Source organism: Myxococcota bacterium (assembly GCA_041389495.1).
Classification (GTDB): Bacteria; Myxococcota_A; UBA9160; order UBA9160; family UBA4427; genus JAWKRT01.
On the sequence record JAWKRT010000002.1, the window covers coordinates 1,100,367 to 1,117,684 of the forward strand.

Annotated in this window: 15 protein-coding genes; 8 read left to right on the forward strand and 7 right to left on the reverse strand. The window is 75.2% G+C overall.

Features of this window, described 5'->3' with window-relative positions; translation table 11 throughout:
* Positions 1-168 precede the first annotated feature (168 nt).
* Together R3E88_15550 and R3E88_15555 are read left to right on the forward strand one after the other, a co-directional pair.
* The gene (locus R3E88_15550; protein MEZ4217900.1) at positions 169-1,605 is read left to right on the forward strand and encodes a M23 family metallopeptidase; all 1,437 of its coding nucleotides are present in this window, start codon (positions 169-171) and stop codon (positions 1,603-1,605) included.
* On the forward strand, positions 1,586-2,734 hold the full coding sequence (locus R3E88_15555; protein MEZ4217901.1) for a hypothetical protein: 1,149 nt from the start codon (positions 1,586-1,588) through the stop codon (positions 2,732-2,734). Before R3E88_15550 ends, R3E88_15555 begins: the two co-directional genes overlap by 20 nt.
* Positions 2,735-2,786: 52 nt before the next feature.
* Here the strand turns inward: R3E88_15555 and R3E88_15560 are convergent, their stop codons facing one another.
* The 6 genes from R3E88_15560 to R3E88_15585 form a co-directional block, all read right to left on the reverse strand.
* Positions 2,787-3,551: an acetoacetate decarboxylase family protein gene (locus R3E88_15560; GenBank protein ID MEZ4217902.1), complete on the reverse strand. Its 765-nt coding sequence runs from the start codon at positions 3,549-3,551 to the stop codon at positions 2,787-2,789.
* Positions 3,552-3,620: 69 nt separating this feature from the next.
* Complete coding sequence (locus R3E88_15565; GenBank protein ID MEZ4217903.1) at positions 3,621-4,496, reverse strand: SDR family NAD(P)-dependent oxidoreductase; 876 nt, start codon at positions 4,494-4,496, stop codon at positions 3,621-3,623.
* A gap of 35 nt (positions 4,497-4,531) precedes the next feature.
* Positions 4,532-5,482: a hypothetical protein gene (locus R3E88_15570; GenBank protein MEZ4217904.1), complete on the reverse strand. Its 951-nt coding sequence runs from the start codon at positions 5,480-5,482 to the stop codon at positions 4,532-4,534.
* Between the two features lie 127 nt (positions 5,483-5,609).
* Complete coding sequence (wecB, locus tag R3E88_15575) at positions 5,610-6,686, reverse strand: UDP-N-acetylglucosamine 2-epimerase (non-hydrolyzing) (GenBank protein MEZ4217905.1); 1,077 nt, start codon at positions 6,684-6,686, stop codon at positions 5,610-5,612.
* Between the two features lie 5 nt (positions 6,687-6,691).
* Entirely contained in the window at positions 6,692-7,504 is an 813-nt protein-coding gene (locus tag R3E88_15580) for a glycosyltransferase family 2 protein (protein MEZ4217906.1), read from the reverse strand.
* Positions 7,501-8,832, reverse strand: a complete 1,332-nt coding sequence (locus R3E88_15585) for an FAD-dependent oxidoreductase (protein MEZ4217907.1) — start codon at positions 8,830-8,832, stop codon at positions 7,501-7,503. The genes R3E88_15580 and R3E88_15585 overlap by 4 nt, the downstream gene beginning before the upstream one ends.
* 261 nt (positions 8,833-9,093) lie before the next feature.
* On the opposite strand from R3E88_15585, the gene R3E88_15590 reads away from it, so the two are divergent.
* Positions 9,094-10,059 (forward strand): polysaccharide deacetylase family protein, encoded by a 966-nt coding sequence (locus R3E88_15590; protein MEZ4217908.1) that lies wholly within the window; start codon positions 9,094-9,096, stop codon positions 10,057-10,059.
* Positions 10,060-10,062: 3 nt separating this feature from the next.
* Entirely contained in the window at positions 10,063-11,403 is a 1,341-nt protein-coding gene (locus tag R3E88_15595; GenBank protein MEZ4217909.1) for a glycosyltransferase family 87 protein, read from the forward strand.
* Between the two features lie 16 nt (positions 11,404-11,419).
* Here the strand turns inward: R3E88_15595 and R3E88_15600 are convergent, their stop codons facing one another.
* Complete coding sequence (locus R3E88_15600) at positions 11,420-12,313, reverse strand: hypothetical protein (GenBank protein MEZ4217910.1); 894 nt, start codon at positions 12,311-12,313, stop codon at positions 11,420-11,422.
* A 73-nt stretch (positions 12,314-12,386) separates the two neighbouring features.
* Between R3E88_15600 and R3E88_15605 the strand changes: the two genes are divergently transcribed.
* The 4 genes from R3E88_15605 (at position 12,387) to R3E88_15620 (ending at position 17,318) form a co-directional block, all read left to right on the forward strand.
* A complete protein-coding gene (locus tag R3E88_15605) occupies positions 12,387-13,166 on the forward strand; it encodes a hypothetical protein (protein MEZ4217911.1) in 780 nt (259 codons plus the stop codon).
* A complete protein-coding gene (locus tag R3E88_15610) occupies positions 13,163-13,972 on the forward strand; it encodes an SDR family oxidoreductase (GenBank protein ID MEZ4217912.1) in 810 nt (269 codons plus the stop codon). The genes R3E88_15605 and R3E88_15610 overlap by 4 nt, the downstream gene beginning before the upstream one ends.
* A 6-nt stretch (positions 13,973-13,978) precedes the next feature.
* On the forward strand, positions 13,979-16,186 hold the full coding sequence (locus R3E88_15615; GenBank protein ID MEZ4217913.1) for a PQQ-binding-like beta-propeller repeat protein: 2,208 nt from the start codon (positions 13,979-13,981) through the stop codon (positions 16,184-16,186).
* Between the two features lie 79 nt (positions 16,187-16,265).
* A complete protein-coding gene (locus R3E88_15620) occupies positions 16,266-17,318 on the forward strand; it encodes a phosphotransferase family protein (GenBank protein ID MEZ4217914.1) in 1,053 nt (350 codons plus the stop codon).

The window sequence follows — 17,318 nt, forward strand, 5'->3', positions numbered from 1 at the left end:
GCGGGGCCGGTCCGGCCGCGCGCTTCTACCACACGGGCGGGGCGACCCGGTAGGTCGCGCCGCCCGGGCGCGGCCGCGGGCCGCGACCACGGGCCGCGACCACGGGCCGCGGTGTACCCTCGGCGGGCGCGCGCGACTCCGGGACGCGGCGCGCGGAGCGAGGGCGGGATGGCGTTCGGCACGGCGGCTGCGCGGCCCGGAGAGCCGCCTCGGATCGCGTTCGCCCACGCGCTCGTCGCCGCACTCCTCGGGGCGATCGCCGCCGCGCCGCCGTCGTCCGCCGCGACCCTCGCCTTTCCCGTCGGCGCGACGCTCGAGCAGGATCTCTTCATCGGGAGCTTCGTCGACCTCGACCCCGACGCGAACGAGCTGCTCACCTTCGCGTGCAACGACTGGACGCGCGACGGCCACCGCGGCCTCGACTTCGAGCTGCGCACCTTCGACGAGCAGGCGATCGGCGTTCCGGTCTTCGCGGCGGCGGACGGCGTCGTGACGTTCGTCGAGCAGTCCGATCCGAACGATGCGAACACGAGCGGCTCGGCGAGCCCCGGCAACCGCGTCTACGTCGACCACGGCGACGGCGTCGAGACCCAGTACTGGCACCTGCGCCACGCGAGCGTGCCGGTGACGGTCGGCCAGGCGGTGGCGGCGGGCGAACCGCTCGGCCTCGTCGGGTCGTCGGGCCAGAGCTTCGGCCCGCACCTGCACTTCGAGGTGCTCGAGAACGGACAGGTCGTCGAGCCCTACGCGGGCGCGTGCAACCCCGGCCCGTCGCGCTTCACCGTGCAGCCGGCGCTCGAGCTCGCCGTGTACCTGAACGACTTCGGCGTGACGGACGACGACCTCACGAACCCTGCGGCGCCGTTCTTCCCGTTCGGCCCGCCGCGCGACGCGCAGCTCCCGGTCGGCGTGCCATTCTACTTTTGGATGCGCGGAGGGAACCTGGCGGCCGGCGCCACGGCGCACGTCGTCGTGCGCCAGCCCGACGCTTCCGTCTGGGTCGACGACACCTTCGCGCTCGGATCGGGCGCGTTCGAGCGCCGCTTCCAGCGCTGGATCGGCGGCTACTTCCTCGGCTTCGCGACGGGGACCTGGACGATCGAGCTGTCGCTCGACGGCGCTCCCGTCGTCGCTGCGCCGTTCGAGGTCGTCGACACCGTCGACCCGCTCTTCAACCGGCCGCCCGAGCCGATCTCCGCGGCGCTCTCGCCCTCGCCGCTCACGACGACGGCGCCGCTCCGCTGCGCGGTCGTCGGCGACGCGCTGCTCGACGACCTCGACTGGGACGTCGTGCGCTACCGCTATGTGTGGCGCGTCGACGGCGCCGTCGAGCGCGACGTCGTGTCGGCGGGGCGCAGCGACGTGCTCGCGCGGGGCGTCGCGGGGGCCGGCCAGATCGTGCGCTGCGACGTCACGCCGAACGACGGCAAGGTCGACGGCGCGACGGCGAGCGCCGAGGCGAGGGTCGCCGCCGCCGTGCCGGCCGTCGGGAGCGGGCTCGGCGCGCTCGCGGGCGCCGCGCTCGCGGGTCTCGGCGCGATGCGCGCGCGGCGCGCCGTGCACCCGAAGCGGGGAGGGGGAGCGGGTGGCCGTCCGGGAGCGTGAGCGCGAGCGGCCGATTCCGACGCGCATCGAGCCGAGCGCCGCGCTCTCGCCGCTCTCGCCGGCGCGCGTGGCGCGGGCCTTCCGCGCGCTGCTCGACGACGGCGCGCGGCTGCGCGTTTCGGGCGCGGCGCGCCGTCGCCCGCTCGACCTGCTCGCGCGCGGCTACGTGCCGCGCTTCGCGTTCGAGCTCTTCGACACGCGCGTCTTCGTCACCGACGCCCTGCAGAACCCCGACATCCGCTTCTTCGTCGCCTACGTCGTGCAGCCGCGGCGCCGCGGCCGCGGGCTCGACGCGTTCGCGCGCATCTTCTACAAGGATCTGTCGCTCGTCTGGCGCTCGTCCTCGCACTTCTCGCGCGAGGACGGCGCGCTCTGGGTGGGAAAGGGCGACGTCCTCTCCTACGTCGAGGACGGCCGAGAGATGGTCACGTCGATCGAGTCGACGACCGACCTGCCGTTCGAGATGCAGGCCGCGCTCGAGGACGCGCTGCGCCGGACGAAGCGCGTGCGCAACGACGAGCGCGCGCTCGACCTCGTGTTGCACCGCGCTCCGTCGTGGCGCATCGAGCCCTACGCCGACTTCACCGAGCCGCGCGCGCGCGCGGCCGCCGACCCGCGCAACCTCGTGAACGGCGGGCGGGCGATCGCGCGCTTCCGCAGGCCGGGCGACCCCGGCTCGCTCGTGTTCGCGAAGGGCTACGAGCCCGACTTCCGCGGCGGCGCGCTCGAGACGCTGCTCACGAAGAGCTCGCTCTACGGCGGCCCGCTCGGGCGCCATCGCATCCTCTCGCGCAACCGGCGCATCCAGTACACGTTCATCGCCGCACCGCGGCACGTGTGGCTCCTGCCGCCGCAGGCGCTCACGACCGAGCTCTCGAGCTACGGCGTGCGCACGATCGACGTCGTCGCGGACGACGATTTGTTCGTGCCCGGCTACGAGTACCACTTCGTCGACGACACGCAGGACCCGCCCGCGCTCTACAGCCAGATCCCGGACGGCTATGCGGGCGCGCAGAGCCCGCACGACGACGCGAAGGCGGACGCCTCGCCGTGGCTCGACGCGCTGCCGGTCGTGCAGGAGTTCCGTCGCGTGGTGCTGGGGCGCTCGCGTCGCACCGCGCGCTGCTAGCGCACACCTCGAGCGCGCCTTCGGTCGTCGGCCCGCACCGCCGGGACGGGGGCTAGGCGCGTCGCGGGCCGCCGTTGCGGCCCGGCCAGCGCGAGCCGCCGATCGTGTCGACGAAGGGCCAGAAGCCGTCGGGGTCGAGCGCGCCCTCGAGCGTGATCTCGCGCGCCTCGAAGAGCGGCCAGTCGAGCCGCGCGGACTCGATGCCGCGGTTCGGGAGCAGCGACGCGATCGGGTCCCACGGGCTCTCGCGCAGCGTCAGCGTGCCCTCGACCGTCTCGCGGTGCCGCGTCGCGAACGCGCTGCGAACGCGCACGACGTGCGGCGGGAAGTCGTAGCTCTTCTCGGCCCCGCCGACGGCGCGCGAGACCTTGATCCACCACTCGTTCTCCTCGTACTTCGGGAGCTCGGCCTCGACGCCGGTCGTGCGCCCCTCGAACTCGAGGAACGTGTATCCCTGGTGCGAGCAGCGCGCGACGACGCGCTCGCCGACGCGGTAGTAGGTCGTCTCGCACGGGTACTTCGGCTGGCCGTTCGTATCGCGGCTGATGAAGATGGCCGACTCCTGGTCGATGCCGTAGCCGAGCGTGTAGAGGCCGGGCGTGCCGCGGTAGTCGGCGTCGACGGTGACGACGACGCCGTACTCCGGCTCGTCCGGCACCGGGAAGTTGTAGATGTGGACGTGCACGAGCGGCTGCGCGCCGGGCTCGATGCCCGGCGGGAGCAGGTCGGCGATGCGCTCCGCGTCCGTGCGGTAGACGACCTTCAGGATCGGCCAGTGGAAGATGTCGCCGGGGTTCGTCGTGGGAGCGGTGCTCATCGCGGGTCTCCTGGCGCGTCGCTGCGCGCGTCCGGTCCGGAACGGGGCTCGGCCGAGGCCGGCCGTACGCTAGCCGAGCTCGAGCGTCGTCGGGCACGCGCCCGAAGCGAGCTTGCGGGCGCGGTCCGCGAGCTGGGCCTCCATCTGCTCGCGCCCGATCATGATCACGAAGTCGCCCGCGCGGATGCCGTCGAGCGCGAAGCGCGCGAGCTCGTCGAGGTCCTGCACGGGGAGCTCGACGCCGACCTTCTTCATGCTCTCCATGAACGCGTCGAACGTGATCTCCGAGCCCTCCGGCGCGGGCTTCTCGCGGGCGAGCTCGGCGGGGCGGTTGCGGCGCGTCGTCCAGATGCCGGTCGGCAGCAGCCCGCCCGACGGATAGAAGATGGAGGCGCGCAGCTTCGTGCCGAGCCCGGAGAGCTGCGCCTGCAGGCACTCCGTCAGGATCGACACGGCGGCCTTGCTCGTCGCGTAGACCACCTGCCCCGCGAGCGGGTGGATGCCGCCGTCGCCGGACGACGTGTTGACGACGACGCCCTCCTCGCCGCCCTCGAGCATGCGCGGCACGAAGGCCTGCACGCCGTAGGCGACGCCGAGCACGTTCACGCCGTGGACCCACTTCCAGTCGTTGGGCGTCGTCTCCCAGACGTTGAGGTTCGGCGCCCCGACGCCCGCATTGTTGAAGAGCAGGTGGCAGGCGCCGTGGCGCGCGTAGACCGCGTCGGCGAGCGCGCTCACCGAGGCCGGGTCGGAGACGTCGCACACGACGCTCGCGAGGTCGCCGCCCCGTGCGGCGAGCTCGGCGGCCGTGGCGTCGAGCGCACCGCGCTCGACGTCGGCGACGACGACCTTCGCTCCCTCGGCGAGCAGCGCCTTCGCGAGCGCCTTGCCGATGCCGCTGGCGCCGCCCGTGACGACGGCGACGCGGCCGCGGAACTCCTGCATCCGATCCTCCCTCGCGCGCGCCCGCGCGCGCCTCGCTACTCGAGCGGCCCCGCGATCACGCCGTTCCACTCGAGCGCGCGCGGCGCCTCGAACGTCGCGCCGTCGCGGTCGTGTGCGATCAGCGTCGCCTCGCCGAAGTACGCGCGCAGCCCGAAGACGACGCGGTGCTCGACGAGCGAATCGGTGTCGTCGCTCTGGTGGTAGTAGCCGCCCGCATAGCGCACGAAGCCCGCGACGCGCGAGCCCGGCACGAGCGCCTCGGCCTCGCCCAGCCAGTCGATCACCCACACGTGGTCGTCGTCGTCGTCCATGCGCCCGCCGACGTAGCCCGCGCCCGCCGCGAGCCGCACCGTGTCGCGCGGGAACCAGCGCAGCTCGCCGCGCGCGAGCCGCCCGCTCTCGAGCGCGTCGGGATCGGCGCCGCGCGAGTGGGTGCGGTCGAGGTAGCCGGCCTGCGCGACGACCGTCGCGCGCGGGAAGAAGGCCGCGCCCTCGAGCCCGATCGACCACACGTTCGAGTGCGGATCGCGCGCGTCGAGGTCGTGGATGGCGAGCCGTCCGAGGCTCCCGAAGACGCCGATCGCACCGAGCCGGAAGTCGCGCACGTTCGCGTGCACGGCCGCGCCGAAGCTCCCCTCGTACGTGTCGTCGGCGCGGCGCGTGCGCGTGCCGGCGTCGCCGCCGAGGTCGGCCTGCACGTGCACGTCGCCGAACGCGACGTCGATCGACGCGTCGGCGCCGACGGCCCAGAGGTCGCGGGCCTCGCCGCCCTGGAGCACGTCGCCGTTCGGGTCGGAGAAGCGCAGATAGGTCGCGCGCACCTCGCCGACGCCGCTCACCGGCGCGGGGAGCCCGCGGCCCTCCGCACCTGCGCGCGCGGGCGCTGCGTTCGCGAGCACGGCGAGTGCGCAGAGCGCCGCGGCGATGCCGTGCGGTCGTCGATCGGAGACGGGCTTCGAGCCGGCGCGATCCGCGTTCGGATCCATGGGGCCTCCTCGCGCGCCGCCCGGTCGTCGCGACCGCGCCGCGCGGTGCGCGGCGTCGCGGGGGACGGCTCGCCGCGCCAGCCTACTCGAAGGGCGGGCCCGCGCGGAAGGGCGCGCGCGAGGGATCTCAGCGCGCGAGCAGGCGCTCGAGCTGCTCGACGATGCGGCGGCCGGCGTGCCCGTCCCCGAACGGGTTCGGCCACGTGCGCGGGCGGTCGTAGAGCTCGCGTGCGCGCTCGACGATGGCGCGCTCGCGCGCGCCGGCGAGCGTGCTCGCGCCGACGGCGATCGACTCCGGGCGCTCCGTGTTGTCGCGCAGCGTGACGCACGGGACGCCCAGGCAGCACGCCTCCTCCTGCAGGCCGCCCGAGTCGGTGAGCATGAGCGCCGCGTTCGCGTGGAGCGCGAGGAACTCGCGGTAGCCGAGCGGCGGCACGACGCGCACGTGCTTCGCGTCGATCGCGATGCCGAGCTCGTCGATCTTCTTGACGGTGCGCGGGTGGAGCGCGGCCACGACGGGGAGCTCGAGCTCGATGGCCGTCGACGCGATGCCGGCGAGGATGCCGCGCAGGCGCTCCTCGTTCTCGACGTTCTCGCGCCGGTGCACGGTCGCGAGCGCGAAGCGGCGCCGCCGCAGGCCGTGCTTCGCGAGCAGCTCCGAGTCCGGCACGTCGCCCTGCAGCCGCTCGAGCTCGTCGACCACCGTGTTGCCGCTCATCACGATGCTCGTGCCGTCGACGCCCTCGGTGAGCAGCGTGTCGCGCGCGATGCGGGTCGGCGCGAAGAGGAAGTCGGCGACGTGGTCGATCTGCCGTCGGTTGATCTCCTCGGGCATCGTGCGGTCGTAGCTGCGCAGGCCCGCTTCCACGTGGGCGAGCGGCGTCGCCGTCTTGACGGCCGCGAGCGCGCCGCCGAGCGCCGAGTTCGTGTCGCCCTGCACGACGACGACGTCCGGACGCTCGCGCTCGATGATCGCCACCGTCTTCGCGAGGATGCCGCGGATCTGGTCGCCGTCGGGGCGCGACCCGATGTGCAGGTTCACGTCGGCGGGCGCGAGCTCGAGGTCGCGGAAGATGGCCTCGTCGAGCTCGTAGCTGTAGTGCTGGCCGGTGTGCACGAGCACGTGCGGGACGCCCGCCTCGCGGCACGCGCGCACGACGGGCGACATCTTGATGATCTCGGGGCGCGTCCCGAGCACGGTCATCACCTTCACGGTCGGGCTCCTCGCGTCGCGGCGGCGAGGCGCGCGCGCACCGCGCTCGGCCGGTCCACCGTGAACGCCTCGAGCCGGCGCCGCGCGATCAGCGCGAGCGTCTTCCGGATCGTCGCGAGCACCTTCATCTTGCTGCTGCCGACGCGCGTCTCGTACTCGAGCTCGATCGGGACCTCGCAGGCGCGCACGCCCGTCGCGCGGAGCCGCAGCAGGATGTCCATCACCGCTTCGAAGCCGCGCGCGCTCGTCAGCTCGTCGCCGAACGCCGAGAGCGCGCGGCGGAGCGCGGCCGGACGATAGGCGCGGAAGCAGCACGTGTAGTCGCGCACGCCGCGGATCGGGAAGACCGCGCGCAGCAGGAAGCGCGCGCCGTCCGAGATCAGCAGGCGCGAGCGCGGCACGCCGCGCACGCTCGCGCCGGGCTGGTAGCGCGACGCGATCACGAGCTCGTAGCCCTCGTCGAGGCGCGCGAGCAGCGTCGGGATGAGCCGGGGCGGGTGCGTGTTGTCGGCGTCGAGCGTGACGATGGCGTCGCCGTCCGCGGCCATCGCGAGGCAGGCGTCGAACCCCGTCACGAGCGCGGCGCCGAGCCCGCGGTTGCGGGCGTGGCTCACGATCTCGAGGTCGAGTGCGCCGCCCGTCTCCTCCACCGCGCGCCGCGCCTCGGCCACGGTGGCGTCGCTGCTGCCGTCGTCGACGAGCACGACGCGCAGCGGCTCCGGCCCGCCGCCGAGCGCGCGGTGCACGGCGAGCAGCGTGGGGCGGATCACCGCCTCCTCGTTGAACGCGCACAGGAGCACGACGTTCATGCCGCCTCCCGCGCGCGCGCGGCGAGCGCGCCGTGCTGGGCGACGATCTCGGGCACGAGCTCGTCCACGACCTCGCAGCACGAGTTCCACGAGTTCACGCGCGGGTACAGCTGCGCGGTGGACACCATGTACACGCGCTTGTGCACCGCGGTGAGCGGCGGCTTGCGGCGCGAGTAGCCGAGCGTCCAGATGGGCTCGACGAAGGGAGCGCGGAACAGGAACGCGTCGACGACGCGGGCGCCGACGTGCGGAAAGAGCGCGTCGAGGTCGCGTCGGTAGGCGTCGAGCATCTCGGCGTCGCCGCGCGCGTAGAGCTCGCTCGCGCGGTGCGTGTAGTTGACGAAGTAGCAGACGTAGAGGCCGGCCGAGCGGTCGAGCGGCATGAGGTTCGACATCTCGATCACGCCCTGCGACGTGGCGCCGCTCGCGACGAAGGGCATCCAGTAGTGGGTCGACAGCGGCTTGTCGAGGAGCAGGACGCCGCTCACGACGCCCTGGTAGTCGAGCTCGAGGTCGCGCGTCGCGGGCGCGATCGGGACGCCCTGCGTCATGCGCTGGAAGGCCGGGAGCGGCGCCGTCGAGACCACGAAGTCGAAGCGCTCGCGCGCGCCGTCGGCGAGCACGACCGTCGCGTCGTCCGCGCCGGCCTCGATCGCGCGCACGTCGACGCCGAGCCGGATGCGCGCACCGCGCGCCCGCAATCCGCGCTCGATCGCCTCGACGAGCGAGCGGTAGCCGCCGCGGAGCACGCCCTTGCGCTCCTTCTCGGTGTTCTTCTCGCGGTGGAGCCGGCTCGACATCCAGAGCGCGGGGATGCGGTCGTAGGAATCCCCGATCTTCGCCGCGAGCAGCGGCTTCCAGATCAGCTCGAAGGCGCGCTCGCCGACGATGCCGCGGATCCACTCGGCGGCCGTCACGTCGTCGAGCCGCGGGTTCGTCCCGCGCAGCCGCGCCCAGACGGCCATGAACCCGAGCCGCAGTCGCTCGTCGAGGCGCAGGGGCGAGAAGCCGAGGAGATCGAGCGGCGTGTTCAGTGGATGGATGCGGCGGTCGACCATGAAGCCCATGCTCGTGCCGCGCCAGAGCAGGTCGCCCTCGAGGCCGACGTCGCGCACGAGCCGCAGCAGCGAGTCGTCGTTCGGGAGCAGGCAGTGGTAGAACTTCTCGAGCTCGCAGGTCTCGCCGTTCGGAGCCGTGTACGCGAAGCTCGTCGCGAGGCCGCCTAGCGTGTCGGTCGATTCGAACAGCGTGACGTCGCAGCCGAGCTCCGCGATGCGGAACGCGCTCGCGAGCCCCGAGATGCCTCCGCCGACGATCGCTGCCCGCACGTGTCGCTCCCCGTGGTGTCCGCACCCGCGTCGATTCGCGCCGTTTCGGGAGACCGGAGGAGCATGTGCAGCGGCAGCACGGCGCGGACGGGTGCGGCGTCCGTCGCCGCCTCCGATGAGCAAGCGGCGTGCCACCCACGGCAATGCCGCTTCCACCAAGGTGGAGCACGGGAACGCGTTTGGCGACGGAAGGATGGCCGCGCAACGGCGCGCCGCCTGCCGGTGGCGCGTTCCCGCGAGGCCGACGCGAAGGGGAAGCGGATGACCACGATCGAGGCGACGGGTCCCCATGCGGCGCCGTCCGAGCGCGCCATCCGGGGCTCCGCAGCGGGGCGCCTCGCCGCCACCGTGAGCGTCGACGTCGACCCCGTCGACCTGCACCTGCTCGGCTACGGGGTAGGCGACGCGCCCGCCTGCGCCCTCGTGTACGAGCGCGCCGTTCCCCGGCTCGTCGAGGCCTTCGCGCGGGCGGGCGTGCGCGCGACGTTCTTCTTCGTCGCGCGCGACCTCCCGGCCCAGCGCGCGGCCGTGGCGGCGGTCGCGGCGGCGGGTCACGAGGTGGCGAGCCACTCCGTCTCGCACGCGATGGCCTTCGCGAGCCTGCCGGACGAGGCGCTCCGCGACGAGCTCGCGACGTCGCGCGCGCGGCTCGAGGACGCGTGCGGGAGCGAGGTCGTGGGCTTCCGGGCGCCCAACTGGGACTTCGACGCGCGCACCGCGCGCGAGCTCGTCCGCGCGGGCTACGCCTACGACGCATCGGCCTACCCGACGCCGATGCTGCTCGCGGCGCGGCTCGTGCTGCTCGCGAAGGGGCAGGGCGCTTCGGCGGCCGGGCTGCGCTTCCTGCCCTTCTCGTGGTCGCGCCGCGTCTTCGACCTCGAGCGCGGCGCGCTGCGCGAGTTTCCCGTCTCGGTGACGACGTGGACGCGCTTTCCGGTCTACCACACGGCCGCCTACCTGCTCGGCGAGCGCCGCCTCGTGCGCATGGTCGAGGCGGTCGCGCGGCGCGGGCTCGCGCTCTCCTATCCGCTGCACGCCGTCGACGCGCTGGGCCTGGCCGAGGACGGCGTCGACGCCCGGCTCGCACGGCATCCCGGGATGGATCGCCCGCTCGCCGCGAAGGTCGCGACGCTCGACGCCGTGCTCGGCGCGATCGCCGCGCGGTTCGCGTGCATCCCGTTCCGCGAACGGCTGGGCGAGCGCGCGCCGGTCGCGCGCGCGAGCTAGCGGGTGGACGCGCTGCTCGCGGCCGCGCGCGCCATCGAGCTGCCGTGGGTCGCCGCGCTCGGGGCGTTCGCCGCGCTCGCGGTGTGGCACCGCTGGCCGCGTCTCCCCGCGCGCCTGCGTGTCGCGTGGACCGCGGGCTGTGTCGCGGCCGTCGCCGCCTTCGCGGTGCGCGCCGTCTCGATCGCACGTCACCGTCTCGCCGTGCACGCCGAGTGGGACTTCCTCGGCTTCTGGATGCACGGCCGTGCCGCGTGGCTCGGGCGCGACTTCTACGACAACGAGGCGATGCGCGCGCTCGACCTGCCCTGGCCTCCCTCCGACGGGTTCGCGGCCGAGCTGCTCGTCGCGGGCTCGGTCTATCCGCCGTTCACGAGCTTCCTGTTCGCGCCGTTCGGCGCGTTCTCGTTCGAGACGGCCTACTGGCTGTGGCTCGCGTGCAACGCCGCAGCGGTCGCGGCCGCCGTCGCGCTCGCGGGGCGGCGGCTGCTCGTCGCGCACCCGCACGGGGCCCTGCTCGCCGCCGCGCTCGTCGCGCTGCTGCCCGCGACGCGCCTCACGGTCGAGGTGCAGCAGAGCTCGGGGCTCGTCCTGCTCGCGCTCGTCGCGATGGCGGTGGCGCCGCGCGCGGCCGGCGCGGGCGTCGCGCTCGCGCTCGCGGTCGTCGTGAAGCCCCTCGCCGCGCTCGTCGCGATCGCACCGCTCGCGCGGCGCCAGTGGCGCGTGCTCGGCGCGGCGGCGGCGGCGGGCGCCGCGCTCGTCGTCGCCTCGGCCGTCGTCTGGGGGCCGCAACGCTATGTCGCCTTCGCCGCGACGCCGCCGAGCCTCTCGCTGCCGGTGATCGCGACCGTGCAGCCCGTCTCGCAGGCGCTCGCCTCCGAGATCGGGCGGCGCCTCCACTCGCTCGAGCGCGGCCGGCGGCCCGAGCGCGAGCCCCTGTTCCTCGCCGCCGCGGCGGCACTCGCGCTCGCGACGCTCGCGGGGCTCGGGTCGGCGCGCGGGCTCGCGTCGCTCCCGCGCGATGCCGTCGCCGACGGCCTCGCGCTCGGCGCGGCCGCGGCGTTCGCGCTCGTCGTGTATCCCGGCACGAAGCACCACTACGGCGTCGTGCTCGCGCTGCCCGCGTTCGCGCTGTGGCGCGCGCGCGAGCGGCTCCCGCTGCGCGCCGCGCCCGACGCGATCGCGGCCTTCGTCGGGCTCTCGTGGGGCGCGCTCGCGTGGCGGGAAGGGACGAGCGCGTGGGCCGTGTTCCTCGCGTGGTGGGCGGTGATGCTCGCGGCCGCGTGGGCAGTGCGCGCGCAGCCGCCGAGCGAGCCGGGCGAGGCCGGCGCGTCGGGCGACTCGTAGAGCGGGCGCGCCGCGCCTACGCTCGCGCCCGATGTCGCGCCTCCGCACCGCTGCCGTCGCGTTCGCGCTCGCCGTCGCGCTCGCGCGCGCCGCGACGCACGCGTGGGTCGGCGAGGACGCGTTCATCACCTTCCGCGTCATCGACAACCTCGCGAACGGTCTCGGGCTGCGGTGGAATCCGAGCGAGCGCGTGCAGGTGTACACGCACCCGGCGTGGCTCGCGCTCAACGCGGGCGCCTATCTGCTGACGCGCGAGGTCGCGAACACGACGACGGCCGTCGCGCTCGCCTGCACGGCGCTCGCGGTCGCGCTGCTCGCGCGCGGGCGGTGGGGCGAGGCGGCGACGCGTGCCGACGCGATCTTTCCGGCGGCCGTCGTCGCGCTCGCGTGGGCGTCGTCGCCGACGCTCGCGCGCTACGCGACTTCGGGCTTCGAGACGTCGCTCACGATGGCGATCGTGTCGGCGTTCGCGCTCGCGATCGCGCGCGCGCCGGGCGCGCGCGCCCTCGGCCTCGCGACGCTCGCGGCGGCGATCGGCGCCGTGAACCGGCTCGACCTCGCCGTCCTCTTCGCGCCGCCGCTGCTCGTCGCCGCGCGCGGCGCCGCCGCGCGCGACGGCGTCGCGCGGTGCGCGCGCGCGGTCGCCGCGGGCGCGCTCCCGCTCGCGGCCTGGCTCGCGTTCGCGGCGCTCTACTACGGGAGCGTCGTGCCCAACACCGCGCTCGCGAAGCTCGCGCCCGGCGTGCCGCGCGGCTTCTACGCCCGCGAAGGGCTCCGCTACGTGGCCGACCTCGCGCAGCGCGACCCGGCGGCCGCCATCGCGGTGCTCGCCGCCGCGGCGTGCGCCGCGATCGGCGTCGCCGCGCCGCGCGGCGCGCGCGCCGCGAGGGCGGGCGACCCGCCGGCACACGGCGCGCGCGCACCGGCGCGCGCACCCGCGTCGAGCTCCGCATCCGCGCGCGCACGGGCGGGGCTCGCACTCGGTGCGCTCGCTCGCCTACGCGGGCTACGCCGTCGCGGTGGGCGGCGACTTCCTCTCCGGCCGCTTCCTCGTGCCGAGCGTGTGGGCGAGCGTCGCGGTCGTCGCGGCGTCGCTCCCGGCGCTGCGCGCCGCTCGGGCCGCCGCCGCGCGCGGCGACGCGCGACCGCTCGTCGCCGGTGCGGGCGCCGCGCTCCTCGTCGCGCTCTTCGCGCTCGCGGGCGTCGTCGTCGCGCGCCGCACCCCCGCCGCCGGCCCGATCCACGCGCTCTCGCTCGCGCGGCTCGAGCTCGGGCTCGACGGGCGCTGGACGGCGTCGCCGATGGCCCGCGTCTTCGCGGCGCGCGGCGAGGCGCTGCGCGCGGAGGCCGAGCGCAGCGCGACGCCCGTCGTCGCCGTGCAGGGCGAGATCGGCTTCGCGGGCTTCGCGGCCGGGCCGCGCGTCGAGATCGTCGACCCGCACGCGCTCGGCGACGCGTTCCTCGCGCGCCGCGCGCCCGACCCGGCGCGCCCGTGGCGCATCGGCCACCTGCCGCGCGCGCTGCCCGACGGCTACCTCGAGGCGCGCCGCACGGGCGACGCGCGCGCGCTCGCGCCGGAGCTCCGCCCGCTCTTCGCGCGCGTCGAGCTGCTCGCGCGCGCGCCGCTGTGGAGCGCGAAGCGCCTGCGCGCGATCGCGTCCGGGTCGCTCGCCGCCCTCGCGAGCGACGCGCCGGACGGTCCGGAAGGCGTATCCTCGCGCGCCGCGCGGGCCGCGGGCCCCCGCTCGGGAGGAAGCTCGTGACGCGTCTCGCAGGCAAGGTCGGCATCGTCACCGGCGCGGCGTCGGGCATCGGCCGCGCGACGGCGCACGCGCTCGCGCGCGAGGGGGCGTCGGTCGTGGTCGCCGACCTCGACGCGGCGGGCGCGGAGGTCGTGGCGGGCGAGATCGCGGACGCGGGCGGGCGGGCGGTCGCGTGCCGCGTCGACGTCGCCGACGAGGACGCCGTGCGCGCGATGATCGACACCGCAGTCGACGCGTTCGGCGGCCTCGACGTCCTGCACAACAACGCCGCGGCGATCGGCAGTGCGAAGCCCGGTGCCGACCACGACGTCGCGTCGATCGACGTCGACGTCTGGGACCGGACGATGGCCGTCAACCTGCGCGGCGTCTGGCTCGGCTGCAAGCACGCCATTCCGCGCATGCTCGAGCGCGGCGGCGGCTCGATCGTGAACACGTCGTCGGGCTCGTCGCTGCAGGGCGACCTCGCGAACGCGGCGTACGCGGTGTCGAAGGGCGGCGTCAACACGCTCACGCTCTACGTCGCGACGCAGTACGGCAAGCGCGGCATCCGCTGCAACGCGATCGCGCCGGGCCTCGTGCTCTCGCACCCGGTCGAGCACTTCGGGGGCCAGCGCTACGTCGACATGCTCGAGGAGCACCACCTGACGCCGCGCGTCGGCCGGCCGGACGACATCGCGAACGCCGTGGTCTTCCTCGCCTCGGACGAGTCGGGCTTCGTCACCGGCCAGATCCTGCGCGTCGACGGCGGCATCGTGAGCCACGCGGCGCCCGTCGCCGACCTGCGGCGCATGGCGCGCCGGGCCTAGCGTCGCGTGGGCGGAGCGTCGCCGCGCGCACCCCGCTTCGAGCCGACGTTCGCGCACTACGCGGCCGCGGCCGTCGTCGTGCTGGCACTCGGCGCGGCGGCGAGCGCGTGGCTCGCGCGCCGCGAGGAGGCCGCGCGCGCGGATGCGCTGCCTCCGTACCGCGTCGTTCCGGGACTCTTCGGCGACGGGACGGGCGAGCCCGATCCGCGCATCGCGTCGCTGCGCGCGTTCGGCGTCGAGCCCGCGTCGCTCACGCGCTGGACGCGCAGCCACGGCGGCGACGGCTCGCTCAAGTTCTCGGCGCTCGACCGGATCGATCGCGCGAACGTCGGGCGGCTCGAGGTCGCGTGGGTCTTCGACGGCGAGGCGGCGCGCCTGCGCGGCGACGGCGTCTGGCGCCGCAACGTGCAGGCGAACCCGGTCGTCGCGGGTCGCACGCTCTACGCGGCGACCGCGCAGGACACGCTCGTCGCGCTCGACGCCGCGACGGGCGCGCTGCGCTGGGAGTTCGTGCCGCGCGCCGTACCGGCGCGGCGCGGCCTCGTGTACTGGGAAGGGCGCGAGGGCGTCGCGCCGCGCCTCTACTTCGTCGCGGGCGCCGAGCTGCTCGCGCTCGACGCGGCGACGGGCGCGCCCGTCGCGTCGTTCGGCGATGCGGGAAGCGTCGCGATCGGCGAGGCGACGGCGGCGCCGGCCGTCGTCGGCGACCGGCTCGTCGCGACCACGAACTCGCCCGCGACGGTGCGGGCCTTCGACGTCGCGACGGGGCGTCCGCTCTGGCGCACGCCGCTCGTGGCCGACGGGCGCCCGATCGGCGCGGCGCCGTGGGGCGGCTTCTCGGTCGACGCGCGGCGGGGCCGCGCGTACGTCACGACGGGGAACCCGCGCCCGCCGCTCTACGGCGCGGACCGCCCCGGCAACAACGAGCACGCGAACAGCGTCGTGTGCGTCGACCTCGAGACCGGCGCGATCGACTGGGCGTGGCAGGAGGTGCGCCACGACCTGTGGAACTTCGACATCGCCTCGCCGCCCGTGCTCACGACGATCGAGATCGGCGGGCGCCGCGTCGACGTCGTCGCGGCACCGACCAAGATCGGCACCACCGTGCTGCTCGAGCGCGACACCGGCCTCCCGATCTTCGACCAGCGCCGGCGCCTCGCGCAGCCCTCCGTGCTCGCGGGCGAGTCGACCGCGGCCTATCAACCCGACCCCGTGCTCCCCGAGCCGTTCGCGTCGATGGAGTTCGGACCGGAGCGCGTCACGGACGTGGGCGCGGCGAACCGCGAGTCGGTCGAGTGGCAGATCGCGAACGCGACGTGGGGATGGTTCGCGACCGCGACCGTCGGGCGGCCGCTCGTCGTGTTCGGCCAGCACGGCGGCGCGGAGTGGCCGGGAGCGGCGGCCGACCCCGACACGGGCTGGCTCTACGTCCCGATCAACCACATCCCGTGGAAGATCCGCCTGTACATGCTCGCGCGCGACGAGGCGCTGCCCGCGACGCCGCCCTTCGCGCTCTACGCCGAGCGCTGCGCGCGCTGCCACGGCGCGGCGCGCGAGGGAAACTACGAGGAGCGCGGCGAGCAGGAGGTCGCCTACGCGCCCTCGCTCGTCTCGCTGACGCAGCTCCCCGGGCTCGAGCGCGCCTATCGACTCGACTGGTTCCGCGCGCGCCACCGCGACGTCCCCGGCCTCGTCGTCGACCAGCGCGAGCTCGACGCGCTCTCGTCGGCGTTCGACGCGTTCGACGCCGAGCTGCTCGCGCGCAAGGCCACGCGCATCACGGCGACGACGGCGCAGCTCGTCGACCACGAGGGCTATCCGGGCGGCGCGCCGCCGTGGGGCGAGATCGTCGCGCTGCACCTGCCGACGGGCCGCATCGGCTGGCGCGTCCCGTTCGGCGAGTTCCCCGAGCTCACGGCGCGCGGCGTCCCGGTGACCGGCCAGCCGAACTACGGCGGTGTGATCGCGACGCGCGGCGGCCTGCTGTTCGCGACCGGAACCGTCGACGGCGAGCTGCGCGCGCTCGACGCGGCGAACGGGCGCGAGCTGTGGTCCTACAGGCTGGCCGCGTCGGGAAGCGCGCCGCCGCTCACGTACGAGCTCGACGGGCGGCAGTACGTCGCCGTCGTCGCGTCGGGCGGCCGCTTCCACAACTTCGGGGAGCGGTCGTCGAAGATCTACGCGTTCGCGCTCCCCGCGCTCGCGGACGAGTGAGCGGTCGGGGCGCGGGTACGCTCGTCGCCGCGCGGCAGCGGCGACGGCCGGAAGCGGAAGTGAAGGGAGACGGGATCGGATGGGCGAGCAGGACGTGGGCGACCTCGAGGTCGTGCGACGGGGCGTCGAGGCGTGGCTGCGCGAGCGGCTGCCGGACGGAAGGGGGCTGCGCATCGCGGACCTCGCCTTCCCGAAGGCGAGCGGCGAGAGCAGCGTGACGCTGCTCCTCGACGGCGAGCACGCCGACGGGCGCGTCGAGCGCTTCGTGCTGCGCATGGCGCCGCGCGCGAGCCAGGTGTTCGAGACGCACGACCTGCGCCTGCAGGTGGAGATGATGGACATCGCGCGCGCGGAGGGCGTCCCCGTGCCCGACGTCGTCGGCTACGAGCCCGACGCGCGCCGGCTCGGCAGCGACTTCTACGTCATGCGCTTCACGGAGGGCGAGATCCCGCCGGACAACCCGCCCATGGTGTTCGCCGGGTGGGTGAAGGAGCTCGGCGCGGCGGAGCGCGAGCGCATGTGGCGGAGCGGGCTCGAGACGCTCGCGGCGATCCACCGCATCGACCCGGCGAAGCACGACGTCGCGCGTCTCCCGCGCGCGGGAGCGGGCGAGTCGGTCGTCGCGCACGAGCTCCGCAAGTTCGACTCGATGTTCCGCCCCGATCTGCGCGCGTCGGGCGACCCGCGCATCCTCGAGGCGTGGCGGTTCGCGCTCGCCCACGCGCCCGGGCCGGGCCCGGTGCGCGTGTGCTGGGGCGACTCGCGCGTCGGCAACATCGTCTGGCGCGAGCTCGCTCCCGTCGCCGTCCTCGACTGGGAGATGGCGAGCCTCTCGTGCCCGCTGCTCGACCTCGCGTGGTGGATCTGGATCGACCGCTGCAACAGCGTGGGGCTCGGGGCCGGGAAGCTCGCCGGCGTGCCCGAGCCCGGCGAGGCCTACGCGCAGTGGCACGCGCTCACCGGCCTGCCGATCGACGACGTCGCCTACTACGAGCTGCTCGCCGTGGTGCGCTACGCGATCGTGCTCGAGCTCAAGTTCGTGGCGATGCGCGCGGGCGACGCGGCGGCGGCCGCGCTTCCGAACTTCGCGGCCGCCTTCCTGCCCGGGCTCGTGGAGGCGTGCGCTCGCTAG